The organism is Niabella aurantiaca DSM 17617, assembly GCF_000374125.1.
Lineage (GTDB): Bacteria > Bacteroidota > Bacteroidia > Chitinophagales > Chitinophagaceae > Niabella > Niabella aurantiaca.
On record NZ_KB893626.1, the window covers coordinates 250,168 to 274,607 of the forward strand.

General features: G+C 48.3%; 25 protein-coding genes. 21 read left to right on the forward strand and 4 right to left on the reverse strand.

What is annotated here, in order from left to right:
- The first annotated feature begins 58 nt into the window (after positions 1–58).
- From cyoE to B160_RS0105995, 5 genes are all read left to right on the forward strand, one after another.
- Positions 59–958, forward strand: coding sequence for a heme o synthase (gene cyoE / locus B160_RS0105975; RefSeq protein WP_026309570.1), 900 nt, complete (start codon positions 59–61; stop codon positions 956–958).
- A gap of 31 nt (positions 959–989) precedes the next feature.
- The gene (locus B160_RS0105980; protein ID WP_026309571.1) at positions 990–1,565 is read left to right on the forward strand and encodes a cytochrome c oxidase subunit 3; all 576 of its coding nucleotides are present in this window, start codon (positions 990–992) and stop codon (positions 1,563–1,565) included.
- A 29-nt stretch (positions 1,566–1,594) separates the two neighbouring features.
- Positions 1,595–2,467: a cytochrome c oxidase subunit 3 gene (locus B160_RS0105985; protein WP_018626983.1), complete on the forward strand. Its 873-nt coding sequence runs from the start codon at positions 1,595–1,597 to the stop codon at positions 2,465–2,467.
- Positions 2,468–2,529: 62 nt separating this feature from the next.
- Complete coding sequence (locus B160_RS0105990) at positions 2,530–3,024, forward strand: cytochrome C oxidase subunit IV family protein (RefSeq protein ID WP_018626984.1); 495 nt, start codon at positions 2,530–2,532, stop codon at positions 3,022–3,024.
- 128 nt (positions 3,025–3,152) lie between these two features.
- Positions 3,153–3,755, forward strand: a complete 603-nt coding sequence (locus tag B160_RS0105995) for a DUF3267 domain-containing protein (RefSeq protein WP_018626985.1) — start codon at positions 3,153–3,155, stop codon at positions 3,753–3,755.
- A gap of 106 nt (positions 3,756–3,861) precedes the next feature.
- Here B160_RS0105995 and B160_RS0106000 read toward each other — a convergent pair whose 3' ends face one another.
- Positions 3,862–4,416: a CopD family protein gene (locus B160_RS0106000; protein WP_018626986.1), complete on the reverse strand. Its 555-nt coding sequence runs from the start codon at positions 4,414–4,416 to the stop codon at positions 3,862–3,864.
- 460 nt (positions 4,417–4,876) lie between these two features.
- Here B160_RS0106000 and B160_RS30460 point away from each other — a divergent pair, with 460 nt between their 5' ends.
- From B160_RS30460 to B160_RS28525, 4 genes are read left to right on the forward strand one after another with little or no spacing between them, the layout of a single operon-like run.
- Complete coding sequence (locus B160_RS30460) at positions 4,877–7,036, forward strand: response regulator (protein WP_018626989.1); 2,160 nt, start codon at positions 4,877–4,879, stop codon at positions 7,034–7,036.
- Positions 7,037–7,053: 17 nt separating this feature from the next.
- Positions 7,054–7,461: a hypothetical protein gene (locus tag B160_RS0106020; RefSeq protein WP_018626990.1), complete on the forward strand. Its 408-nt coding sequence runs from the start codon at positions 7,054–7,056 to the stop codon at positions 7,459–7,461.
- 6 nt (positions 7,462–7,467) lie between these two features.
- Entirely contained in the window at positions 7,468–8,379 is a 912-nt protein-coding gene (locus B160_RS0106025) for a hypothetical protein (protein ID WP_018626991.1), read from the forward strand.
- A gap of 29 nt (positions 8,380–8,408) precedes the next feature.
- Positions 8,409–8,909, forward strand: coding sequence for an SMI1/KNR4 family protein (locus tag B160_RS28525; RefSeq protein ID WP_018626992.1), 501 nt, complete (start codon positions 8,409–8,411; stop codon positions 8,907–8,909).
- A gap of 166 nt (positions 8,910–9,075) precedes the next feature.
- Here the strand turns inward: B160_RS28525 and hemH are convergent, their stop codons facing one another.
- The gene (gene hemH, locus B160_RS0106040) at positions 9,076–10,098 is read right to left on the reverse strand and encodes a ferrochelatase (RefSeq protein WP_040679526.1); all 1,023 of its coding nucleotides are present in this window, start codon (positions 10,096–10,098) and stop codon (positions 9,076–9,078) included.
- Between the two features lie 228 nt (positions 10,099–10,326).
- On the opposite strand from hemH, the gene hemA reads away from it, so the two are divergent.
- From hemA to B160_RS0106095, 11 genes are all read left to right on the forward strand, one after another.
- Positions 10,327–11,577 carry a glutamyl-tRNA reductase gene (gene hemA, locus B160_RS0106045; RefSeq protein ID WP_018626995.1) on the forward strand — a complete coding sequence of 417 codons (1,251 nt, stop codon included), beginning with the start codon at positions 10,327–10,329 and terminating at the stop codon, positions 11,575–11,577.
- 13 nt (positions 11,578–11,590) lie between these two features.
- Positions 11,591–12,565: a hydroxymethylbilane synthase gene (gene hemC, locus B160_RS0106050; RefSeq protein ID WP_040679574.1), complete on the forward strand. Its 975-nt coding sequence runs from the start codon at positions 11,591–11,593 to the stop codon at positions 12,563–12,565.
- Complete coding sequence (locus B160_RS0106055; protein ID WP_018626997.1) at positions 12,555–13,250, forward strand: uroporphyrinogen-III synthase; 696 nt, start codon at positions 12,555–12,557, stop codon at positions 13,248–13,250. The genes hemC and B160_RS0106055 overlap by 11 nt, the downstream gene beginning before the upstream one ends.
- A 30-nt stretch (positions 13,251–13,280) precedes the next feature.
- Positions 13,281–14,327, forward strand: a complete 1,047-nt coding sequence (gene hemE / locus B160_RS0106060; RefSeq protein ID WP_018626998.1) for a uroporphyrinogen decarboxylase — start codon at positions 13,281–13,283, stop codon at positions 14,325–14,327.
- Positions 14,328–14,338: 11 nt separating this feature from the next.
- The gene (locus B160_RS0106065) at positions 14,339–16,216 is read left to right on the forward strand and encodes a M1 family metallopeptidase (RefSeq protein ID WP_026309575.1); all 1,878 of its coding nucleotides are present in this window, start codon (positions 14,339–14,341) and stop codon (positions 16,214–16,216) included.
- A gap of 150 nt (positions 16,217–16,366) precedes the next feature.
- Positions 16,367–17,347: an oxygen-dependent coproporphyrinogen oxidase gene (gene hemF, locus B160_RS0106070; RefSeq protein WP_018627000.1), complete on the forward strand. Its 981-nt coding sequence runs from the start codon at positions 16,367–16,369 to the stop codon at positions 17,345–17,347.
- Between the two features lie 80 nt (positions 17,348–17,427).
- Complete coding sequence (locus tag B160_RS0106075) at positions 17,428–17,703, forward strand: four helix bundle protein (RefSeq protein WP_018627001.1); 276 nt, start codon at positions 17,428–17,430, stop codon at positions 17,701–17,703.
- 106 nt (positions 17,704–17,809) lie between these two features.
- Positions 17,810–18,793 (forward strand): porphobilinogen synthase, encoded by a 984-nt coding sequence (gene hemB, locus B160_RS0106080; RefSeq protein ID WP_018627002.1) that lies wholly within the window; start codon positions 17,810–17,812, stop codon positions 18,791–18,793.
- A gap of 1 nt (position 18,794) precedes the next feature.
- On the forward strand, positions 18,795–19,325 hold the full coding sequence (locus B160_RS0106085; protein ID WP_157557929.1) for an STM3941 family protein: 531 nt from the start codon (positions 18,795–18,797) through the stop codon (positions 19,323–19,325).
- A gap of 145 nt (positions 19,326–19,470) precedes the next feature.
- Positions 19,471–20,766 (forward strand): MFS transporter, encoded by a 1,296-nt coding sequence (locus B160_RS0106090; protein WP_018627004.1) that lies wholly within the window; start codon positions 19,471–19,473, stop codon positions 20,764–20,766.
- 112 nt (positions 20,767–20,878) lie between these two features.
- Positions 20,879–21,739, forward strand: coding sequence for an MBL fold metallo-hydrolase (locus tag B160_RS0106095; protein ID WP_026309577.1), 861 nt, complete (start codon positions 20,879–20,881; stop codon positions 21,737–21,739).
- Positions 21,740–21,969: 230 nt separating this feature from the next.
- On the opposite strand, the gene B160_RS0106100 is transcribed toward B160_RS0106095, so the two are convergent.
- Entirely contained in the window at positions 21,970–22,806 is an 837-nt protein-coding gene (locus tag B160_RS0106100; protein ID WP_018627006.1) for a DUF3108 domain-containing protein, read from the reverse strand.
- Positions 22,793–23,794 (reverse strand): lysylphosphatidylglycerol synthase domain-containing protein, encoded by a 1,002-nt coding sequence (locus B160_RS0106105; RefSeq protein WP_157557930.1) that lies wholly within the window; start codon positions 23,792–23,794, stop codon positions 22,793–22,795. The genes B160_RS0106100 and B160_RS0106105 overlap by 14 nt, the downstream gene beginning before the upstream one ends.
- 27 nt (positions 23,795–23,821) lie before the next feature.
- Here B160_RS0106105 and ruvC point away from each other — a divergent pair, with 27 nt between their 5' ends.
- Positions 23,822–24,382 carry a crossover junction endodeoxyribonuclease RuvC gene (ruvC, locus tag B160_RS0106110; protein ID WP_026309579.1) on the forward strand — a complete coding sequence of 187 codons (561 nt, stop codon included), beginning with the start codon at positions 23,822–23,824 and terminating at the stop codon, positions 24,380–24,382.
- Positions 24,383–24,440: the final 58 nt, after the last annotated feature.

Consider the following 24,440-nt stretch of genomic DNA (forward strand, 5'->3'; position numbering starts at 1 on the left):
GAGTGAATGGGCAACAGTACAAACCATTGACCATTCACTGTTAACTAAATAAAAAGAATTGAATAGATCTGAAGGGGGCGGAGTAAAGGATTTTCTCCAGTTGATGAAGCCCTCATTAAGTATAATGGTCGTTTTCAGCAGTGTGATCAGTTACCTGCTGGTACCGGATGTGATGTATGATTGGTGGAGGATCGCTTTGCTCTTTGCAGGTGGGTTGTTGGTAACAGGTAGTGCCAACACCATCAACCAGGTTGTAGAAAAGGACACGGATGCGCAAATGAAAAGGACCGCAAAACGCCCGATCGCTTCAGGACGGCTGACACCGGAGCAGGGTTGGGGGTTTGCCATTTTTACCGGCGCCGCGGGCATTTTCATTTTGGGGTATTATTTTAACTGGACAGCCGGGATACTGGCTGCTTTTAGCCTGTTTTTATATGCCTTTGTGTATACACCGTTAAAAAAGGTCAATTCCGTTGCCGTATTGGTGGGCGCATTTCCCGGCGCATTTCCCTGTCTGATCGGATGGGTGGCCGGGTTTGTTCCGGGGCAGCAGATCCATTGGCTGGGGGGGATCGTTTTGTTTGGCATCCAGTTCCTGTGGCAATTCCCGCATTTTTGGGCCATTGCCTGGGTAGCGCACAAGGATTACAGCAATGTCGGGTTTAAATTATTGCCCAGTGACAAGGGCCCCACAAAATTTACCGCATTGCAAACCGTAGTATATTCGCTGTTGATGCTTCCGATCACCATCGCCCCCTTTTTTGTGGGGATCTGCGACTATGGAACGGTAAAGGGAGTGATTGGCGGAGTGCTGATCATTGCGGCAAATATTTTTTTGATCGGAAGGGCCGCCACCCTTTATAATAAAATGGATGTACCATCTGCAAGAAAAGTGATGTTTGGCAGCTATATCCATTTGCCGGTGGTGCTGCTGGCCCTGCTACTGGCGAAGGCCTGATGTTTGATTGAGGATCGATAAGAAATGATATATGAACACAAGTATTGTGAGCGAACAGCAACATAGAAGACTACACCCCCACAAATTTGCACTGTGGGTGGCAATCGCGAGCATCCTTATGATGTTTGCCGGGCTTACCAGTGCTTTTATTGTAAAAAGCAACCAGTCCGGCTGGCGTACTTTTGTGCTGCCCAATATTTTCTGGATATCTACGGTGCTCATTCTGGCAAGCAGCCTTACCATGCTGATGGCCGTAAAAGCATTTAAAAGCCGGGGGCTGCAGCAATACCGCACCCTGCTGGGCATTACATTTGCGCTGGGAGCAGCCTTTGTTATTTGCCAGGTGCTTGGTTTTGAGCAGCTATGGAATAACAATGTGCAGTTCAAGGGCGCTTCCGGGGCAGGTCAGTTCTTTTATGCCATTGCCGGGCTGCACGCCGTACACGTTATTGGCGGTGTGGTGGCCTTGCTCGTGATCTTTTTAAAATCGATCGCAGGTAAAACCAAATCCTACGATGCCGTTCCTGTGGAAGTAATGAGCATGTACTGGCATTTCGTAGACCTGCTTTGGTTATATTTAATGCTATTTTTCATAATTCTGGGATAAACAACTTTACAAAATTGATCGAATCAAATATGGAACAGACAGTAACACATAATACCAAGTGGTGGAGCGGGGGCAAAAGTCCGTTTAACATAGAGTATGGGAAAATAATGATGTGGTATTTCCTGCTGAGCGACTCCTTTACATTTGGAGCCTTCCTCATCTCATTGGGTACCGTACGTTTTGGATTAAACTACTGGCCGGAGCCCAGTATTGTGTTTAATACCTTCCCGTTTGCGGGCCACGCAAACCTGCCGCTTGCCTTTGTAAGTGTAATGACCTTTGTGCTGATCATCAGTTCCGTAACCATGGTGCTGGCGGTGCATGCCGGCCATAACCGCGACAGGAAGGGTGTTGAGAAATATCTGATCTTAACCATCATCGGCGGGCTGATCTTCCTGAGCTGCCAGGCCTGGGAATGGACGCACCTGCTGACCGCTAAAAATCCTGTTCTGGTTGGAGACCATATTGAAGTAATGGCCCAGCGCAACGGTTTTAACCCCTGGGGAGAAATTGTGCTGCCACAGGATGTGGCCCCGGCTCTGGCAAAGACTTCTCCGGAAACACTGGCCACGCTGGTGCACGAACAACACCTTTCGCATGCCGGCCACGCAGAGCTGTTAAAAACACCCAAAGACCAGCTGATCCAGTTGCTTTCAAATAGCGAAATGGTGGTACGCAAACCCGGACCCACTGCTTTTGGCGGTTTCTTCTATGGCATCACCGGTTTTCACGGCTTTCACGTATCGGTTGGGGTGATCCTGCTTCTCATCATGCTGATCCAGACAAAAATGGGTGTGTTTGACCGCAAGGGCCACTACCTCATGATCGAAAAGATTGGTTTGTACTGGCACTTTGTAGACCTGGTTTGGGTATTCGTATTTCTGTGTTTTTACCTTATCTAAAAGGACAGGGGTCAAAAGGGGCTCCCCTTATTTTTCAAAAAGAATTAATATTAATATAAGCTATGAGCAATCATTACGATCCAACAAAAGATATATCGCCTTCTGCTGCCTATCCTGAAGTAAGCTTTACACATCATGCAGACGATGGTACGTTTAAAAAACGCGTAATCCGTACAACGGTGATTTTAAGTGTTTTGACGGTATTGGAATTGGCATTAGGATTTACCATTTATGCGCTGCATAAAGGTGAGCCCAGCCATGCGTTGCTGCTTTTTATAAAAGGGGTGGTTTGTATCTTAACCCTGGGTAAAGCCTATTATATTGTTTCGGTATTCATGCACCTGGGCGATGAGATACGGAATTTTATTATGACCATAGTGATCCCGTTGATGCTGTTTATCTGGTTCATTATTGCCTTCCTGGCAGACGGGCACTCCTATAAAATGCTGCGGAACGAATATGATCCTTATTTTAAAGAGTCCACAACGCCTTCCGGTCATCCGGTCATTCCTTCTGATGCACACAAATACAATAATCAGAAGGGGCAACGGCAGTAAGAAAGAACATACTTTAGATACAGAAGGACCGCTGAATGGCGGTCCTTTATAGTTGGCATTGTTTTCCCGTTTTGGAGCACCGGAACGAGTGCCGGCATAGCCCGCTTTCTGCGGATAAAGAGCACAGTATGATTGAGCATGCAGAAGATAAATACGAAAAAGAGCTGCGGATCATAGACCTGCGCAGGGCAAACGGATTTGCGCTCCTCACCGTTTTGATAGCACTCGTTATTTTTGGTATTCCCTACTACTGTATATGGAGCGGTCAGTTTACCCCGGACCATATAAAAGAAACGTTCAGGCATCTTACAACCCGGTACAAATACCTGCTGGTCCTGATGCCGCTGGTTATGGTGATTGCTGGCATTGTTTTTCACGAGCTGATCCACGGACTTACCTGGTCGCTGTTCACCCGCAGAGGCCACCGGTCCATAAAATACGGGATTCTCTGGAAGTATGCAACACCCTATTGTCATTGCAAAGAGCCGCTGGAAGTACGGCATTATGTGTTGGGGGCGCTGATGCCGGCCATTGTTTTGGGCGTATTGCCCTCGATAGCAGCAGTCATTACGGGGTGCTTTTATTTGTTGGTATGGGGTATTTTTTTCATCATGGGAGCTACCGGCGATTTTATGATCGTCCACCTGCTGCGCAATGAAGAAAAAGGAGCCCTGGTTCTGGATCATCCCAGCGAGGCGGGCTGTTATATTTACAGGGCGATCCCGGAATAGTTGCAGGCAACATCCCGTTTGAGCACTGGGGTGTCCGTTTGTATGGAGCGGCCGGGAACATAAAGTAAAATGAGACGAAAGAAGCCGTGTTTCAGCGGGGAGACAATTATTTTCCTTTGTTCCGGATGCGTTTATAAATGCGAATCGCCAGCATCAGGATAAAGATCAGCAGGATCATACCCACCAGGCCCCAGAGAACACTGATCTCCTTTTTTACAACGACCAGCATCACAATGGCAACCAGGAAAATAGTGGCCACCTCGTTCCACATCCGCAGCTGGTCCGATGTATATTTATAGTTGCCGGCCATTTGCTGTTTAAAAATACGGTGGAGGGAATAGTGATAAGCATATAGGAGCAGAACGAGCACGAGCTTCAAAAGCAGCCAGAACCCTTCAGGTTTAAAAAGCACTGCGGTCCAATTTCCCTTTAGCAATACCGAAAGCCCCATCACAAGCGTGATGATCGCAGAGGGCCAGGTGATACCATACCAAAGAGGTTTCATCATTTTTGTGAACTGGTGATGCAGCAGATCCCGGGCGGGCTGCGGCTGTTCGTTAGCCTCTACGTTATAGATAAACAAACGCGGCATATAAAACAGGCCGGCAAACCAGGTAACAACAAAGATAATGTGGACCGCTTTTAAATATAAATAAGCCAAAAGAGTTGTATTTAAAATAAAGAACCTGTTTTCAGAACAACTAAGATAGTCGCTTTCTTTGTTCCCGGGATCAGTTTTTTTAAAAAGAAGGGTTGGGGCCATTGCCGGAGCGCCTGTCTTAACCGATATCGATCACTGATCTTGAAACAGACCGGCGGCAATGGTTCTGTATACTTTTCCGATGCTGAACAAACCGGATCCCGGGAAAGGATGTTCTAAATGACCGGTATTTTTGATCCGAGAACGCTTTAAAAACATCAAAATATTATATTTTTTAGAGAAGAGTGCTTCGGCTCATTCCTTTTTCAGCCCTTTTTTTGTATTAGAATGAGAATATATATAATTTTGAACTCCTGAAAATCGAAAGCAGGAGCATTCAAAGTACGGTCTTCAAACATCCGGTGCTTCCGGTAGCTTTTCTCAAATCCGTGCCGGACATTAAAAATATATATGAGCACGCATGCAAAAAAGAAACTATAACTATTTTTTGCTTATTTTCTTTGCCTTTTTACTCGTTGTAAGTATCATTTTTACGCAAACGCTTACGGATAAAGCTACCCAGGCACTTCAAAAAGGAAACGTAGAGGCGGTAGAGACCTTTAAGACCAACAACGAAATGCAGCACCTGGTAAATCTCTCCTTTACCCTGCAATCCCGGTTTAGCCAGATGGAGAATATGAACGAGGTATTTCCGTTGGAAGTGCTGGGCGACTCGCTTACATTGTATGGGTATAATGCCAATGTGCTGAATGACGCTATAGCCCGCAAAGGAGATGTTCCGAATTTGGGCAGCCTGATGAATGCCGTAAATGCGCAGCTCAATATCTCCTATTCAATTCTGGATGCCCGGCAGCAGAAGGATTCGAAACTGCTGGATAGTCTTACGGGTCTGCTCACAAGGTCCAAGCCCGCGGAGAACGTGTACCACTACGGTGTTCTGGTGGAAAAATTCCTGGAGAACCAACTCCGGCAAACGCTTATCACCAACTCGGCGCATGCCAGCCAGCTATCAGCCTACAACCGTGTGCTGTCGATTGCTGCCGTCATTGCAGTACTGATCTTTACCACCATCATTGTCATCCGCCAATGGCAGCAGCTGGTGCTCATAAAGGAACTGCGGGTGGCGCGTGAGGCCGCTGTCAAAAGCAAGAACGCTAAGGATGAATTTTTGGCCAATATGAGCCACGAGTTGCGCACACCGTTGAATTCCCTTATTGGTTTTGGCAACCTGTTGTCGGATACGGCGCTCGATAATACGCAGAAAGAATATACGAATACCATTATTTCCAACGGGTACAACCTGCTGCATATAGTGAATGATATCCTGGACTTTTCTTCAATTGAGGCCGGCAAGCTCCGGATCAAACGCATTCCGTTTAACCTTCCGGAATTGTTTGAAGACCTGAAGCGCATGTTCTCCGCCATTGTAAATGAGAAAAAGCTCAGCTATCACTGGAATATTGACCCTCAAACCCCACAGGTAATAAAGGGAGACCCGGAACGCCTGAAACAGATCCTGGTGAACCTGATCAATAATGCCATTAAGTTCACCTCATATGGCGGTGTGCACCTCCATGTAGGTGTATTGCCCGTCGAAAAAGAAGAAACACATAAGTTGGTGTTTAGTGTAAAAGATACCGGGGAGGGCATCCCAAAAGAAAAGATCGATCTTATTTTTGAGCGGTTCGAACAGCTGGAGCAGATGACCACCCGTCAGCATGGCGGTACCGGTTTGGGACTGAGCATTGTGAAAAGCCTCGTTGAAGGCATGTGCGGATCGGTTTCTGTGAACAGCGAGATCGGTCTCGGCTCAAAATTCACGTTTACGGCTGTCTTTGAAAAAGCAGCAGAATTGCCCGTTGCCAGGAAGACCGGCAAGCTGTCTGCCGATTTTTCGGGGTACACGGCCCTGGTGGTGGAAGACAATGCGGCCAACCGGATGCTGCTCCGGCACCTGTTGAAGAAATACCATCTCCAAATAGAGCTGGCAGAGAACGGCCTGGAAGCGCTCGAAAGGATACAGCAAAAACATTATGACCTGATCCTGATGGACATCCAGATGCCGCATATGAATGGCTATAAAGCGATCTCCATCATCCGCGAAGAGTTGCACATCAGCACACCCGCCATTGCCATGACGGCGTATGTTATGGAAAATGAGATCAAACGCTGCTTTGCAGCAGGATTTAACGATTACATCTCGAAGCCCATCGAAGAGCCGGACATCATTGGTAAAATTTTGAAATGGATGCCCGTCCGGACGGGTGAACAGGAACGTTCCGGAATTGCGGATCCGGCCGGTGAGCTGGATTTTTTCCGGGATCTGTTAGGAGGCGATGAAGCCGTAATGAATGAATTGCTGGCGGAGATCCGGAAACAGTGGGTGTCCGATAAGGAAGCGTTGAGGACCGCAGCGGCAGCGGGAGATGCACCCGGCATGGCCCGCGTACTGCACCGTATAAAATCCACTTTTTCTGCCTTAGGGCCCAACCATCCGATCCTGCAATTGTTAAAAGAGCATGCGGAGGCAACAGGCAGCAATGCAGCGGAGATGAAGGACGAATGCGAGCGCATCATCAGCCAGATCGATCAATCAGGAAAAGTTGTATTTATATCATAAAAAAGGACCGGAGCTGCATGGCACCCAAACAACTCATAAAGGATACACTAAAGCAAAGCCGGCTGCATAAGACCATACTGCTGATGCTGGTTGCCTTATGGGTGGTATCGCTTACACTGATCCTTTGCCTGGTAATTAACTGGCAGCGCCAGCAACATTCGGCGCATGGACGCAATGCCCACAGGCACCCTTCGCTGGATGAGATGCTTTTGTCATTCAGGGAACTGAAGCTGGGCAACAATACGACGCTTATCAATTTGCAACTTAGGGAGGTCTCCCAGAAGAAGGCCAGTAAGGATACAGCAGATGAAGAGGTCATTGCTGATTACCGGAAAAAGATTTATGATCAGATGCTGGAGCAAAAGATCAGGGCCCGCCCACCTGCCAAACAAGACGGTTTCACCATTAAGCCTGTCCCTCAATAATTGACTATGAAATTATATTTGTTTATTTTAGCCATTCTGACTCTTACTTCCTGCGGCATGCAGAAACGACTGGCAAGCGCCAGGAACACCAGTGAAAGAACCAAAAAAATCGTACGTGATGAATCCGTTGAGCTGGATTCCATAAAAAAGATACTGGATGTGAAAGCAGGAGATCGCGCCATCGACAGTGTACTGAACAACGATGTGCAGCAGATCCTGGACAAGCTCAACGGTAACCTGAACAGTGCACAGCAGCTGGCCCTGATCGTTGATCTGGCTACCAAAAACAGCGCGACCTTCAGAAAAGGCATTTCCTCTTCGGACTTCCTCGCCAAGCTGCTCATTCTCGACTCGTTCAATACATCCCAAAGACGGCGTGAGAAGGTGTACAGCATGCTGAAAGAATCAGTAAGCACTGCAAAATACCAGATGTTCCATTATGCTGCATTCTTTGATCCCGGGGTGTACCGGATCCCGGAGTCCGCAAAGGTCACGATCCGCCGGCATTTTACGCCCATTGTTGATTCCCTGTCGCATCTTGCAAACAAGTATGCCGGCATTCCGCGCGAAGCGCGGATCGTATTTGTAGGCTATTCCGATTCCACGCCCGTTGTGAGGAACGGCCAACTTTATAAAGAGCTTACCCGGATCCTTAATAACGACAATCCTCCCCAAAAGGAAATGAACCAGTTATTATCGGATCTGCGGGCAAAAGAAATGGTGCGCAATATGAAATCGGTCCTGGACGCCAATACCGGGAAGTTTAAAAATTACAATACACTCAAAGTAGGATATGTGGCCTATGGCAAAGGGGAAGAATACCCTTCGGCGCATATCACGGATTATAAGCCCACCGATGAACGGCGGCGGATCGTGCTCAGTTACTGGACGGTATTGCCGCAGCTGGAGGGGTTGTAGCGGATAACACAGGGCAACAAAAAAAAGATATGACACCCATTGAGCAGCTTAAAGCTATTTTGACCGAACAATATATTACTGAAGACGGGGATGAGTACAGCGCTGAGCTTAAACAGGGCCTTACAGACCGGCAAATTGACAAGCTTGCAAAAGATCTTCCTATGAAACAGATTCCGGAAGTGATCAGGGAGCTGTTGAAATTTTCAGGTGGATTTGAGTTTAGCGGGCTTGATGAAGTAACTTTTGACGGCGTGGGAAAATTTGGATTTGAGCAATTTTTTCCAAATTCAGTTCAACTTGCAGGAGATGGTTTTGGAAATTTTTGGATTTTAGATGTTGAGAGAAATGGAAATTGGGGAAATATGTTTTATGTATGTCACGACCCTGCTGTGGTGGTAAAGCACTCGGACAATTTAGCCCAGTTTATTGAACACGTGAATGACTTCGGGAAGAATGGGAGCGAATCGAACCTTGACATCATCCACGAAAAAGTGGTTGGGGATAGCTGGAATAAGGATGACGGTTTTTAAAGCTTGAACATGCAAAGCAATCAAACGCTGCGATTTTAAAAAGTTTCGCATGTATGCTCCCGGATAATTTTGTGATTGCCGACCTGCACATCGGGTCCGGTGACGGTAAAGAGGAAGGGCAGTTCTCTTTTTTGAACAGGAACTTCAAATAACCTGAATCGGAAAATTATTGTATCGTTTCCTCAATCAGTTGCAGCACCGTATCCACCCAGAGCCCGCTGGTATTCATACAAGGGATATAGGTGTAAGATTCCCCTCCGTTTTGCAGAAAATCTTCTTTGCCGCGTACTTCGATTTCTTCCAGTGTTTCCAGGCAGTCGCTCACAAATGAGGGGCAAACGACCACCAGTTTTTTGACCTTTTCCTGAGGTAATTGGGGCAGGCGGACCTGGGTATTGGGTAGCAGCCAGGGATCGCGCCCCAGGCGGCTTTGATAGCTTTGTTGCCACTGCTCTTTTTTTAGGCCCAGTTTTTTAGCCACCAGCTCACTGGTAATGGTAACCTGGTGCCGGTAGCAGGTCGGATGGGAGGGGCTTGATTTAAAGCAGCAGTTTTCCACCTGCATGCAATGCTTCCCGGTGGGATCGGCCTTCAGCACATGGCGCTCCGGTATGCCGTGATAGCTGAACAGCAGCTGGTCAAAATCTTCCTGCAAATAAGGCCGCATGCTTTCCGCCAGTGCGTTGATATAGGAGGGGTGTTTGTAAAATGGAGGAACCACTTTTAACCGGAAGGAGTAATTGTTTTTTTTATGAGCGTCCTTCATATGTTCAACCGCCGTTTCAAAGCTGCTCATGGCATAGTGCGGATATAAAGGCACCAGGATCACTTCCTCCACATCCGGCATGCGCTTCAGCAATGCACTGTAGGCGGCTTCCGGCGTTGGATTGCCATAACGCATAGACAACTCCACCGGCATCTCCGTTTTCTGCTGCAGGGCCTCCTGCAATTGTCCGGACAATACGATCAGCGGGGAGCCTTCCTTCCACCAGATCGTTTTATAGGCTTCAGCCGACTTCGGAGCCCTGAAAGGTACAATGATCCCCCTGATGAGTAAAAATCGCAGCAGCCAGGGCTTGTCGATCACCCGTTTATCCATCAAAAACGCATTCAGGTATCGCCTTACGTCTTTTACTTCGGTAGAATCCGGAGATCCCAGGTTCATTAAAATTACTCCCGTTTTACGCATTTTTTTGCCGTATAAAATTAAGTTTTTCTGCCTGCAACAGGTAACACCCGGGATCCGGGCGCACCCCCGGCAAAAAGGATCACGATCGGCAAAGATACAGGTTACTTAAAGACAAAGGACCTGTCCGCGAGATTCAAATATCATGATAAAAATCATACTTTTTTTGAGGCCCGGTGACAAAAACGTGACGATACTACCACTTATCCTTTATACATTTGCGCCTGAATCATGTCGTTAGAAGAGTTTCATATCTCAAAGCAGGTTTTAGATCGTTTTTGTATCGCAGGCATCAACTATCATAAGGCCGACGCTGCAACCAGAGGGCTGTTTTCCATTACCAACGAAGCATTTACCACATTGGGGAAAAGCGCCAGGGCTGCGGGACTGAAAAGTGTCTTCGTGGTATCTACCTGCAACCGTACAGAGATCTATGGATTTGCGGAGTCTGTGATGCAGCTGGTAGAATTGCTGGTGCCCCATACAAATGGCGATAAGGCGGCTTTTTATGAATGCGGCTATTTTAAGAACGGAGCGGAAGCACTGCAGCATCTGTTTCATGTGGCCGCAGGCCTGGATTCGCAGATACTGGGCGATTATGAGATCCTGGGGCAGCTGAAAAGGGCTGTAGATACGGCACGCAACCAGCAGTTGATCGGACCAGTGATGGACCGGTTGCTGAACTTCGCCTTTCAGGCATCCAAGAAGATCAAGACCGAGACCAACCTGAGCGACGGAACGGTTTCCGTTTCCTTTGCGGCCATCGAACTGTTGCAGAGCATAAAAGGGATCGGACAAAAAAAAGTGCTGATCATCGGTGCCGGTAAATTCGGGGTCAACGTTTGCAAAAACCTGAACACCTATTTGCCGCATACATCCGTTACGATCATGAACCGGACGGATGCGGTTGCACAACAGATCGCAGCCGGCCACCAGGTGCATTTTGCTCCCTATGCGGATAGGGCAGCAGCTATTGAGGCCTCCGATATTGTTATTGTTTGCACCAATGCAAACGCGCCCACCGTAATGCCCGGGCAGGTTACTCCGGGGGCACCCAAGCTGTTCCTGGATCTCTCCATACCGGTCAATGTACACCCGGCTATCCGGAAAATGGACCAGGTAACGGTAATTGATGTGGACGAGATCTCCAATACCATACTGGACCGGACGCTGGCAAAACGCAAAGCGGAAGTGCCCCGCGCACTTGCCATCATCGGGCATTTTGAAAAAGAATTCCTGGGCTGGTTACGGGATCATCATTATGCACTGCATCTGAAAACCTGGAAGAACAAACTGCGCGAAATTGATTTAATGCAAACCTCCGTTTGCGAATTTTATAAGGATAAGGAATTGATCAGCGAAACAGAGCGGGTAATGCGTGCGCAGAAAGCGGTGAAGCAGCTGGCTGTAAACCTCAAGGTGCGGAACGACAAAGGCTGCCAGTTTATCAGCAGCATCAATGATTATCTGCAAATTCCCTAACCCGGAACCGTTTATGATCCGTATTGGTACCAGAGACAGTCAGCTGGCCGTTTGGCAGGCCACACAGGTAAAAGATCTCCTAGAAAGCTTAGGTACCCCCGCACAGCTGGAGCTGGTGAAGAGCGAAGGGGACCTGGATCTTGTAACGCCGCTTTATGCCATGGGAGTACAGGGCGTTTTTACAAGGGTGCTGGACACTGCCTTGCTCAACAATAAAATTGATGTAGCTGTACACAGTATGAAGGACGTGCCCGTCCAGCTGCCGGAGGGAATTGTGGAAGCCGCAGTTCTGGAGCGGGCTTCGTACAAAGATATCCTTGTGTTGAATCCGAACTGGAAGGCGCCGGGCTCAGGCATCAATGTGGAGGAACTTATAAAGACCATCGCCGAACCTGAAACCTTAAACCTGAAACCTGAAACTTCAAACCTGATCATCGCCACCAGCAGCGTACGCCGCAAAGCACAGTGGCTGCACCGGTTTCCGGGGCATACGATCGAAAACATCCGCGGAAATGTAAATACGAGGCTGCGCAAACTTTCCGAAAGCAACTGGTTCGGGGCCATCTTTGCGGAAGCCGGCCTTGAGCGCATCGGTCTGAAGCCCGCCGGCAGTATTGACCTCGGCTGGATGCTTCCGGCTCCTGCGCAGGGCGCCATTATGGTAACAGCACGGAAAGACGATGGCGCAGTGCTGCGCGCATGCAGTCGCATCAATCATACTGCAACGGCCTACTGCGTAAAAGCCGAAAGAGATTTTTTAAGCACACTCATGGGAGGCTGTGCCACGCCCATCAGCGCGTTGGCAACCATGCATCAGGATCGTATTCGCTTCGAAGGCAGCATTGTAACCCCGGAAGGGCTGGAAAAGCTGGAGGTGGACGGAACCTATGTCATTGGTGAAACAGCTGCTCCCGGAAAAGTTGCCGCCGAAAAGATCCTGGAAAATGGCGCGGGACGGTTAATCGCGAAAATGAATCATGAGCAATAGATCGCTTCATATTTTAAGTACAAAACAACTTGATGATGCGCTCATCCGGCAGGCCGGAGACGGGGTACAGCTGGACTGTATTTCGTTTCTGGAAATACAGCTGGTACCACCGGACCAGGTCCGGGTATTGCTGTCTGATGTGCCCGCTACTGATCAATCTGTGATCTTTACCAGCGCCAATGCGGTAAGGGCCGTAGCTGCGGCGCTTACCGCCGATCCGCAATGGAACGTGTTTTGTATAGAAGCCGCTACCAAAAAAAAAGTACAGCAGTTATTTCCCCGGTCAGCGGTCAGGGCATCTGCTCCCACCGGGGCACAACTGGTAGCACAGATCATTGAGCAGGCACCGGAACAGGTGGTTTTTTTTTGCGGAAACCTGCGCCTGGATACCATCCCGGACGGGTTGAAAAAGAACGCCATCCCCTGCAGGGAAAAAGTAGTGTATGAAACCATTAAAACCCCGGCTTCCATTGACCGGCGGTATGACGGGATACTTTTTTACAGCCCGAGCGGCGTGGAAAGCTTTTTTTCCGTTAATGATATTGCGGCCGCAACAACGGCAATTTCCATAGGCCCGTCTACAACTGCAGCGCTAAGAAGTTATACTGCAAATATTGCAGAAGCACCGCAGCCCGACATCGGACAAATGTTACAGTTAATACCGGATTGCAAGGGGCCGCAATAAGTTCCGGCGCGATCGACCCACTATTTGAATATGACGCAACAAGAAATAAAAAACGACTTGATTTTAAGGGCGCTTCGCGGAGAAGCTACGGAGCGAACGCCGGTGTGGATGATGCGGCAGGCGGGAAGATACCTGCCGGAATACATACAGCTAAGGGAAAAGTACTCTTTTTTTGAAAGGTGCCAGACCCCGGAACTGGCCTGTGAAATCACCTTACAACCGGTAGATATCGTGGGGGTTGATGCTGCGATCCTTTTTTCTGATATACTGGTGGTGCCGCAGGCTATGGGCATGGAAGTGCAGCTGGTAGAAAAGCTGGGTCCCCTGTTGCCTCAACCGGTGAAAGGTCCGGCCGACCTGCAACGGATCCGTATTCCGGATGTGAACGATTCCCTGCATTATGTTTTTGATGCCATCCGGCTGATCAAAAAGGAGCTGGACGGACGGGTGCCGCTGATCGGATTTGCGGGAGCGCCGTGGACGCTTTTATGCTATATGGTCCAGGGAAAAGGCAGCAAGACCTTCGACGAAGCAAAAGCATTTTGTTACCAGCAGCCGGAGACGGCGCATGCCCTGCTGCAAATGATCACCGATACCACCATTGCTTATTTAAAAGGACAGGTGGCGGCCGGCGCCGATGTGCTGCAGGTGTTTGACAGCTGGGGCGGATTGCTGGGCAAAAGCGATTTTGAAGAATTCTCACTGCGCTATATCCGCCAGATCGTGGCGGCATTGAAAGAAAGCGTTCCTGTGATCGTTTTTGCAAAAGGAGCCTGGGGATCGCTGGCAGAAATGGCCGCAACCGGGGCAGCCGGCTTGGGCATAGATTGGTGCATCGAACCACAGACGGCCCGTAGCAGGGCCGGGGATCATATTACATTACAGGGTAACTTTGATCCCGCAAAGTTACTGGCGCCTATTTCCCGGATCGAAAAAGAAACAAAAGAAATGCTGCGTGCTTTCGGGAAAGGAAGGCATATTGCCAACCTGGGGCATGGCATCCTGCCCAATGTGCCGGTAGACCACGCAAAAGCTTTTGTAAATACGGTGAAGGAATACATATTCTCTGATCTATAAAATCTTCTGCCTTGAACAGGATACCTTTTTTAACAGCGATGCTTATGTGCCTCTGGACGGCTGTTGCTGCACAGGAGTTATACATGCCCCGTAATATCCGGAACGCTGTAAAAAGGGGAACCCGTACCACAACCGGTGTGCCGGGAGAAAAGTACTGGCAGAACCGGGGTGTTTACGACATCGGCGTTACCGTAAACACAACAGAAAAAACGGTTTCGGGTAAAGAAAAGATCCTCTATTACAATAACAGCCCGGACACGCTTGCATCGGTGGTGATCCGCTTTGTAAACAACATCCACAAACCGGAGGCCCCGAGGGCCGGTCAGGTATCAAAGGATTTTTTGACCTCCGGGTTGGACATCCTGGGGTTTGCGGCTAACGGGCAGCGCTATACGATCAACAGTAATGACTGGGGTACTGCAAATAAAGTAACCCTCAGCACACCGCTGCTGCCACGGTCAAAGACCGAGTTTGAGATCGAATGGACTTATCCGCTTTCAACGCTCAGTGGCCGGGAGGGCCAAATAGACCCGAACACCTTCTTCTGTGCCTATTTTTATCCGCGGATCTCGGTATATGATGATTATAACGGGTGGGACCTGCTGCCACATACGGACGGTGGTGAGTTCTATAATGATTTTAATGACTATACAGTTTCTGTAAAAGTACCCACCAACTATGTAGTTTGGGCCACAGGCACCCTCGAAAATGCAAAAGAAGTGTTGCAGCCGGCGGCATTTAAACGCTTCCGCGAATCGCTGTCCGGCAATAAAGTGATCCATGTGGCTACTGCCAAAGACATGGAGCAGGGAGCCATAACCGATTTCAGCGAATGGAATGAATGGAAGTTCAGTGCAAGGAATGTAACCGATTTTACTTTTGCCACCAGCAATCATTTTGTATGGGATGCCGGCAGCGTGGCGCTTGCCGATGACGGCAAATTAAAAAGGGTAAGCGTTCAGGCGGCATACAAAGATACGGCTGCGGATTTCAAAAACTACGTGGAATGGACCAAGTATGCCATCCGGTGGTACTCGGATAACCTGCCGGGGGTTGCCTATCCTTATCCCACGATGACGGCCATTCAGGGATACGCAGACATGGAATATCCCATGATGGTGAACGACGCTTCGTTAAGAGATTGGATGGATTCCCGGCTTACCGTGGATCACGAAGTAGCACACACGTATTTTCCCTTTTATATGGGCATCAATGAAACCCGGTATGCATTTATGGACGAAGGGTGGGCCACTACCTTTGAATATCTGATCGGCATTTCAGAAAACGGAAAGCATGCGGCAGACAGCGCGTATAAAAGTTTCCGGATAAGGAACTGGATCAGCAATCCGGCAACGGAAATGGATCAGCCCCTGATCACGATGTCGTCACAGTTGTCAGGAGCTGGCTATGGGCGCAATTCCTATGGAAAAGCGTCCCTTTCGTATCTGGCTTTAAAGGACCTGCTGGGCGACGGGCTGTTCAAAAAGGCGCTGATCCGTTATATAGATACCTGGAACGGGAAGCACCCGGTACCCTGGGATTATTTCAATTCGATCAACGCCGCTGCAAAGCAGGATCTTACCTGGTTTTGGGAGAACTGGTTCTTTAGCAATCATTATATCGATCTGAAAGTAAAAGAAGCGCGGTCGGGCACGAACAATACCACCATCACGCTGGAAAATGCAGGCGGCTTTGCGGTTCCCTTCGATGTGATCATAAAACCGGAGAACGGAAAGAAGAAAAAATATCATTATACACCGGCGATCTGGAAAAGAAAGGAGCGAACGGTTACTTTTACGGTACCCAGCAGCGGCAAAATAGAACATGTGACCATTGACGGAGGTATTTTCATGGATGCCACTCCGGAAGATAATTCCTATTTGTTATGAAACGTTCATGGCGCTGATTAAAAAGTACTTTTTGGCCGGTAAGGTTTTGAGATAGCAAGTCTTAAGCAATTGACAGACGCCGCCTTTCCGTCTTCCCGGCTAATTTTTTGTTCGCAGCCTTTTGATCAGCCCCAAACAAAAAATATACGGATGAAAAAAGAAGAAACGAACACCTTCCGCCAGCAGTGGATCGAATACGTTTATGGTTTGCAGGACCGGATCTGTAAGGTCCTGGAGCAGGAAGATGGCCGGGCTGTTTTCAGGGAAGACAACTGGCAGCGGGGCGAAAACGGAAAGGGTGGTGGCGGTCATTCCCGGATCATGGAGAATGGCGCCGTTTTTGAAAAGGCCGGCGTGAATGTTTCCGTGGTCTACGGGCATATCACGGAGAAAATGCAGAAAATACTTTCCATTGCTCCTTCTATCGGGGAAGGGGTTGAAGGTGAGGCTGAAGGCACCTGGTTCGCCTGTGGCATCAGCCTGGTGCTGCACCCGGAAAATCCCTTTGTGCCGACCACACATGCCAACTGGCGCTATTTTGAAGCGCATGATGCAGACGGCACGGTAACGCATCGTTGGTTTGGGGGTGGTGCAGATCTAACGCCTTATTACCTGTTTGAGGAAGATGTGGTACATTTTCATACGAGCCTGAAGCAAGCGCTGGATCCGTTTGGAGAAGACCTGTACCCGAAATATAAAAAGCAATGTGACGAATATTTTTCCAATAAGCACCGGAACAATGAAATGCGCGGGGTGGGCGGTGTGTTTTATGACCATCTGTATCTGAACAACGAAGAAGAGGCGGCACATTTGCTGACCTTTCAAAAGGCCAACGGAGATGCCTTCCTGGATGCCTATCTTCCCCTGGTTCAAAAGCGGAAGAACACGTCTTACAATGTTGAAAACAAAAAATGGCAGGAGATCCGCCGGGGCCGCTATGTAGAGTTTAACCTGATCCACGACCGCGGAACGATCTTCGGATTGAAAACGAACGGACGCACCGAAAGTATTTTAATGAGCCTGCCCCCAACGGTGCGGTTTGTTTATAATTACGAGCCGGAGCCCGGCAGCCTGGAAGATAAATTATTACAGGCCTGTAAAAATCCGAGGGAATGGGCGGGAGATGTATGATGGCTGATTTTTTGATATCTGATGTATAAAAGTTAACTCATGGATAGAAAAGAATTACAAGACAGAACAAAAGATTTCATGTGGAGGTGATCAAACTTTGTGAAAACTTTCCAAGGAACGCGGCTGGTTTTGAAACGGCCAAACAACTCATACGGGCCGCCGGATCCGTAGGCGCAAATTATAGAGCTTCTGCGAGGGCAAAATCTCCAAACGATTTCTTATATAAGATAGAAGTTGTTAAAGATGCAAACCTGCAAGGCGGCAATGAACTGGATCAACTGGTTAAAGAAGCAAACGAATTAACCGCAATTTTTGCGGCTACAGATAAAACAAACAAGGCAAAAATTAAAAAATGATTTTTATGTCGATTCATGATAACGACCCTGTCGTATAAATAAAATACCAAACAGAGCACGTAAAAGATCATAAATCTGACATCATAGATCAGACATTAGAAAAATTATGATATTACAACATAGAAACCGGATCTTAAGAAGAAATGCGGCCATCCGTGACATGGTTGCGGAAACACAATTGCGTTCCAGCGATTTTATCCTGCCCGTTTTTGTTACGGAGGGTACCGATGTAGTGGAAGCCATCAGCTCCATGCCGGGCTACTTCCGCCGCTCTCTGGATAAAACCGTGGAAGAAGTAAAAGAGCTGTGGAGCCTGGGTATTAAAAGTGTGTTATTGTTTGTAAAATGCGACGATGCGCTGAAAGACAATACGGGGAAAGAGAGCTGGAACCCGGATGGATTGATGCAGACCGCTGTAAAAGCCATTAAGGATGCCGTTCCGGAAATGGTGGTAATGACCGATGTGGCCCTGGACCCTTATTCAGAATACGGGCATGACGGTATTGTGGATGTAAAGAGTGGCTATATCCTGAATGACGAAACAGTGGATGCGCTTACGAAAATGAGTCTTTCCCATGCCGCTGCCGGCGCGGATTTTATTGCGCCCAGTGATATGATGGATGGCCGTATCGGCGCCTTCCGCAAAGCACTGGAGGAGGCCGGGTTTTCAGGAGTGGGCATTATGAGCTATTCTGCAAAATATGCCAGCTGTTTTTATGGTCCTTTCCGCGATGCCCTGGATAGTGCCCCGGGCTTTGGTGATAAAAAGACCTACCAGATGAACTATACCAACCGTGCGGAGGCGATCAATGAAACCCTGCAGGATGTGGCAGAAGGAGCAGATATTGTAATGGTGAAACCGGCGATGGCTTACCTGGATATCATCCGCGAAGTGAAAAATGCGGTTACGGTGCCGGTAAGCGCGTATCATGTAAGCGGCGAGTATGCCATGATCAAAGCAGCTGCGGAGCGGGGCTGGCTGGATGAAGACAAAGCCATCCTGGAAAGCCTTACCTCGATCAAAAGGGCCGGTGCAGACCTGATCGCCACTTATTTTGCCAAAGACGCCGTTCGGTTATTACAATCCTGATATGATGCAAGCGATAACCATACCGGTAAACAAAACAAAGATTGTACGCTACCTGATCGGTGCAATATTGTTTGTAGTACTTGGGGCACTGTTTGTGCTGAAGCCTTTTTTGTTTATCAGGAGTGAGGATCCCACCGTCATTAAGATCATCGGGTATATCTGCACCGCTTTCTTCGGGATCGGGATTGTTGTTTTTGTTCAAAAGCTGCGAAATAAAAAGGACGGCCTGTTTATTGATGCGGACGGTATTACCGATAACTCCAGCGGTATCTCCGCCGGAAGGGTCTTATGGCGGGATGTAAAAAGTATCCGCCTGGAGCAGGTAGCGGATCAGCCAATCATCATGCTGGATGTAAAAGATCCCCTGTCCTATTTACAACGGCAGCAAAACCCCGTAAAGAAACGGGCAATGGAATTGACGTATCAGCTTTACAAAACACCCGTGGCCGTTTCGGCGCAGTTTTTAAATACCGGCGCTGAAGAATTGCTCCGGTTGCTGGAAAATGCTTTTAAGGAATTCCGGGGCCAATAGGCCGTCAGTTTTCAGAATTGAGTACCCAATATCCGGTATCAGCCTCCGGCAAATATGCGAGTGTCTTCCTTCTGAATTCTGAAATCTCGACTCTCAATTCTGAAAGCTCACAGCAAAACCCTTATTTTTATACAAACAAAACTCCATGCAAACGGCTTCTAAGAAAGTGATCAACGGGTGGGCTATGTACGACTGGGCCAACTCTGTGTACAATCTTGTCATTACCACTACTTTTTTCCCGATCTATTTTTTAGCAGTCACCGGAAGCAATTCCAACGATCATAAAGTAGAATTCCTCGGCAGGCGGTTTGTCAATTCCTCGCTGTATGACTATGTATTAGCGGTTGCGTATTTGCTGGTAGCCATTCTTTATCCCATTCTTACATCCATAGCGGATACCCGGGGAAACAAGAAAAATTTTATGCGCTTTTTTTGTTATATGGGAGCATTGGGGGCCGCGGTCCTGTTCTTTTTTACGGGGGATACGCTGGGCCTGGGCGTAGCAGCCTTTATGCTGGCTGCAATGGGTTATGCGGGCAGTCTGGTGTTTTATAATGCCTACCTGCCGGAGATCGCAGCCCCTGCAGACCAGGACCGGATCAGTGCCCGGGGCTTTTCTTTTGGGTATATAGGAAGCGTGATCATGCAGGTAGTAGGTTTTTTATTGATTATTTTGATGACGGATAAAGGGCTGGCCACACGGCTCACCTTTTTGCTGGTAGGCATCTGGTGGTTTGGGTTTGCACAGATCACTTTTGCCCGGCTGCCCCAATCGGTGCGGGCAGATAAGGTACGGAGCCGGGTTTTCCGGGACGGGTTCCTTGAAATAAAAAAAGTGTACCTCCAGGTAAAACAGATGCCGGTGTTGAAGCGGTACCTGCGGGGCTTCTTTTTTTACAGTATGGGAGTGCAAACCGTTATGTTGGCCGCTACCTTATTCGGAAGCAAGCTCCTGGGCCTTCCGGACGAGCGGCTGATCGTATCGGTGGTGGTGATACAGCTGGTGGCCATTGCCGGGGCCTGGTATATATCGCGGTTATCAGCCCGGTATGGGAACATCAAAGTGCTGATGGGGGTAATTGTTTTCTGGATACTGATCTGCATCGCCGCCTATTTCACCGCTTTGGTGGCTGAGAATGGCGGGAACGGCGAATACCTGTTTTATGGGCTGGCGGTTGCCGTGGGCCTGGTAATGGGAGGCATCCAGTCGCTCAGCAGGTCTACCTACGCCAAATTAATGCCGGATACAAAGGATACTGCCTCGTTTTTCAGCTATTATGATTTTACAGAGAAACTCGCCATTGTAATTGGTATCTTTGCTTTTGGCTTTATTGAAGAGCAAACGGGCAGCATGAAGAATTCTGTCTTATCGTTGATCCTGTTCTTTGCCATTGGCTTTTTCTGGTTGTACTCCGCGCTGATAAAGCAACGGAAGGGATAACCATCAGCCGTCAGTTTTTAGCCGGGCTCGCATGCGTCACCCGTTTTCAGTTCAGATCCGGGTGCGAACGACTGAAAACCAAAAAATATTTCACTTCTCACTTATACAAAACATGAACCTCTACACGATCAATTGCGGTCATTTTAAATTAGACGGCGGCGCTATGTTTGGCGTAGTACCCAAAAGCATCTGGAACGGGTTAAACCCGGCGGATGAGAACAATATGTGCAGCTGGGCTACCCGCAGTTTGCTGATTGAAACCGGCAACCGGCTGGTGTTGGTGGATTGCGGCATGGGTGATAAACAGAGTGAAAAATTCTTTGGCTATTATTACCTGCATGGGACAGACAATCTTGACCGGTCATTGGCGCAACATGGGTTTCACCGGGGTGATATTACCGATGTATTTTTGACCCACCTGCATTTTGATCATTGCGGTGGTGCAATAAAACAAGAAGGCGATCAGCTGGTGCCGGCCTTTCAGAACGCCGTTTACTGGAGCAATGAGGCGCATTGGGAATGGGCCATCCACCCCAATCCCCGGGAAAAGGCATCTTTTCTGAAAGAGAATATCCTTCCGATACAACAAAGCGGGCAGCTGAAATTTGTTACGGGTAAACAGGAGGGAGATGGCAGGCTTGCAACCGCGCCCTTCCCGGAGGGATTCTCCATTCGCTTTGCCAGCGGGCATACCGAGGCCATGATGTTACCCCAGGTTCGGTATAAAGGAAGGACCATTGTGTTTATGGCCGACCTGTTGCCTTCTCCGGGCCATATTCCCCTGCCTTATGTAATGGCCTACGACACCCGCCCCCTGGTGACCATGACCGAAAAGGAAATGTTTTTAAAAGAAGCACTGGAAAACGATTATATCCTGTTTTTTGAGCATGACCCGCAACAGGAGTGCTGTACCCTGCGGCAAACGGAAAAAGGCATCCGGCCGGACCGGTTCTTTAAACTGAGTGAGCTTTAGAATGCACTTTGAAAATTTGAAGATGTTGGAATGTGAAAATAAAGGTTCGTTACAACTCCGTGATCTGTTCTCTGGTTGATAACCACATCAGGCATCAAACTTATCCACAGCCATCAGCTTATCAGGTCAGCGGCTGAGACCCGCAACAGTCAATAGACATACGAATAGGAAACCGGAACCAACGTGAAACCTAAAACCTGGAATTTTAAACCTGCTCTTTATCCGTTAAATCAATTCTTTTTAATCAACGCCTTCATAGGGTTCTTTAACCCTTCAAAGCTGGTCATTTCGATCTTCACCTTGCCTACAATGATGGGGCTTTCCACGCGGATGGGTACCCGGTTGGCATCATCCGTAACCCATACGGTCATCTTTTCTCCGCCTTCAAAAATGGTTCCTTTAATGGTCAGCGGTTTGATCTTTATGGCCTTAAACTTTCCGTATTTGGTGGTTATGGTTTCCTTGCCCATATAGCGGATGTACATGGAAAAGATCTCGTTATCCAGGAACACACTAAAAGGAACTTTATCGCCGGGCTTCAGGCTGTTATAATCCACATTGCGGGCATAGAATACAGAGCTTACCACATCATGCACACAGGGCGGCACTTTAAAAGTACCTTCTTTGCTGACTGCAGTGTTCGCCGATTTGATAAAGCTCACGTTCTGATACTTTTTATAACCGCCTTCATTGATGTTGCGGATGAACCGGAGGGGCTGAAAGGTCTCTACGTCTACATAGGTTTCATAAGTGTCATTGGCCTTATAAGCCCACTCATAGGAAGAAAGCGTACGCCCGGTTCCGGTAATATGATACACGGAGCGGCCGTTTAGTTTTTCCTGTGTGGTAAAAAAGGATCCGGTTCCTGCCGGCACAAAAGCCCCGGCCACACTATATCCAACCGTAAATCCCACTTTTTCTCCAGCCTGGAAGGCCGTGTTCGGAATGGAGCACCCACCCGCTACGGCAGTAACCGCCGGAGGCGAAGGCACGGATGCATCCGTTGCCCGGTTGCCCGGGGCAAACAACAGAAAATACGGAATCAGAAATAGACTAAGCGTTCTCATTTTTGCTTTTAAATATTCTTTTAATACCCAATACCAAAACACTGCCAACCAATGCCGGTATGATCAGGTTGATTAACCAAATGCTTACCGAAGTTAAGCTAATACCCAATTGATTTGCGTTAAATAATCCTAATATTGTCAGGCTCAGGCTCCCCCGTATGCTCAGGTCTGTAAAGAGCGCTATGGTAGGAATGATGGCGAGGATCAGGAACAATACGCTCACCCCCGTCCAGGCCTGCCAAAAAGAAATATCCACTTCAAATAACTGAAACAGTAAAAAATACTGCAATATAAAGATAAAAAACCTTGTTACTGATAAAGACAGTAAACGGAGGAGTACCGTTGCATTAAACTGCTCCAGTGCTTCTATAGACCAGGCGATTTTTTTTCCCGAAGGCAGCCGGTTGATCCATTTTGCCATCCAGGAGACCCGGAAATAGAAGATCAGCAAAAGCACCGCACCCAGTGCCACAATGTAAAAAAGCGCATCCAGCCATAAAAGGGAAATGATCCGGGCGGCAACAATGGGCGCTTTCAGAAAATAAAGTGAAAAAAGCCCCATCCAGATGGTGACAAGTAACTGACTGGTATTGCTTACGACGGTAAGCGTTGCTGCTTTGATGCGTTTGCCTTCATCTACATAAAGGACCCGCCCTACATAGTCCCCGATGCTATTGGGCGTGGATACAGAAAAGGATACCCCGGACAAAGTGGCCTTAAGTGCACGAATAAAAGATACCTGCTGTACCCTCCGGATCGCCAGGCGCCATTTACAGGCCTCCACCATCCAGTTTAGGACCATTAAGACGATAACTGCTGCCAGGTAAATGATCTTTGCGCTGGTAAGCGAGGCCTTGATCTGCGCCCAGGATTCGGTAAGTCCTTCCTGCTGGCGCACCTGGTTGTAAATGGACCAGCACAACCAGAGAAACAGCAACGGCCCCAGGAAATAATTGAAGAATATTTTGATATTTTTGTTGATCTTCATGAATCCTTGGTAAAAATAGCATCCCCTTTGCAAACAGCCGCTAAAATAATACTCGGTATTGATCCTGGTACCCTCATCATGGGTTACAGTGTTATTGAGTGTACCCGTCAGAAAATACAAATGCGCGAAATGCATGCCATAAAATTTGCCGCCCGCTTAAACGGCTACGAACGGCTCAGCCAGATCCATGAAAAAGTAACGGAGCTGATCCATACATACAAACCGCATGAATTTGCCATAGAAGCGCCATTTTTCGGGAAAAATGTGCAGAGTATGCTCAAGCTGGGCCGGGCCCAGGGGGTAGCCATTGCTGCGGCCATGCATTTCGGGATTCCCATTACAGAATACTCCCCCCGTAAAATAAAGCAGGCCGTAACCGGCAATGGAAACGCCGCCAAAGAACAGGTTTGGAAAATGCTGCAGCAGATCCTTTTGCTAAAAGAAGCGCCGGAATATTTTGATGCCACGGATGCGTTGGCTGTAGCACTCTGCCATCATTACCAGATCAGCAGCCCCATAAAAGCCGCCGCCGGGTTTAAGGGTTGGGAAGACTTTATAAAGAAGAACCCGGATAAGATCCGGAAGTAATTCTTTCCCTGATGGAATGTTTACTAACTGATCCTGCCCGAATACCAATGGATCCTTG

Excerpts from the sequence above, each read along its gene's own strand:
- B160_RS0105980 (WP_026309571.1), top strand. The coding sequence starts at position 990 with ATGAACACAAGTATTGTGAGCGAACAGCAACATAGAAGACTACACCCC.
- B160_RS0105985 (WP_018626983.1), top strand. The coding sequence starts at position 1,595 with ATGGAACAGACAGTAACACATAATACCAAGTGGTGGAGCGGGGGCAAA.
- B160_RS0105990 (WP_018626984.1), top strand. The coding sequence starts at position 2,530 with ATGAGCAATCATTACGATCCAACAAAAGATATATCGCCTTCTGCTGCC.
- B160_RS0105995 (WP_018626985.1), top strand. The coding sequence starts at position 3,153 with ATGATTGAGCATGCAGAAGATAAATACGAAAAAGAGCTGCGGATCATA.
- B160_RS30460 (WP_018626989.1), top strand. The coding sequence starts at position 4,877 with ATGCAAAAAAGAAACTATAACTATTTTTTGCTTATTTTCTTTGCCTTT.
- B160_RS0106020 (WP_018626990.1), top strand. The coding sequence starts at position 7,054 with ATGGCACCCAAACAACTCATAAAGGATACACTAAAGCAAAGCCGGCTG.
- B160_RS0106025 (WP_018626991.1), top strand. The coding sequence starts at position 7,468 with ATGAAATTATATTTGTTTATTTTAGCCATTCTGACTCTTACTTCCTGC.
- B160_RS28525 (WP_018626992.1), top strand. The coding sequence starts at position 8,409 with ATGACACCCATTGAGCAGCTTAAAGCTATTTTGACCGAACAATATATT.
- hemH (WP_040679526.1), bottom strand. The coding sequence starts at position 10,098 with ATGCGTAAAACGGGAGTAATTTTAATGAACCTGGGATCTCCGGATTCT.
- hemA (WP_018626995.1), top strand. The coding sequence starts at position 10,327 with ATGTCGTTAGAAGAGTTTCATATCTCAAAGCAGGTTTTAGATCGTTTT.
- hemC (WP_040679574.1), top strand. The coding sequence starts at position 11,591 with ATGATCCGTATTGGTACCAGAGACAGTCAGCTGGCCGTTTGGCAGGCC.
- B160_RS0106055 (WP_018626997.1), top strand. The coding sequence starts at position 12,555 with ATGAGCAATAGATCGCTTCATATTTTAAGTACAAAACAACTTGATGAT.
- hemE (WP_018626998.1), top strand. The coding sequence starts at position 13,281 with ATGACGCAACAAGAAATAAAAAACGACTTGATTTTAAGGGCGCTTCGC.
- hemF (WP_018627000.1), top strand. The coding sequence starts at position 16,367 with ATGAAAAAAGAAGAAACGAACACCTTCCGCCAGCAGTGGATCGAATAC.
- hemB (WP_018627002.1), top strand. The coding sequence starts at position 17,810 with ATGATATTACAACATAGAAACCGGATCTTAAGAAGAAATGCGGCCATC.
- B160_RS0106085 (WP_157557929.1), top strand. The coding sequence starts at position 18,795 with ATGATGCAAGCGATAACCATACCGGTAAACAAAACAAAGATTGTACGC.
- B160_RS0106090 (WP_018627004.1), top strand. The coding sequence starts at position 19,471 with ATGCAAACGGCTTCTAAGAAAGTGATCAACGGGTGGGCTATGTACGAC.
- B160_RS0106095 (WP_026309577.1), top strand. The coding sequence starts at position 20,879 with ATGAACCTCTACACGATCAATTGCGGTCATTTTAAATTAGACGGCGGC.
- B160_RS0106100 (WP_018627006.1), bottom strand. The coding sequence starts at position 22,806 with ATGAGAACGCTTAGTCTATTTCTGATTCCGTATTTTCTGTTGTTTGCC.
- B160_RS0106105 (WP_157557930.1), bottom strand. The coding sequence starts at position 23,794 with ATGAAGATCAACAAAAATATCAAAATATTCTTCAATTATTTCCTGGGG.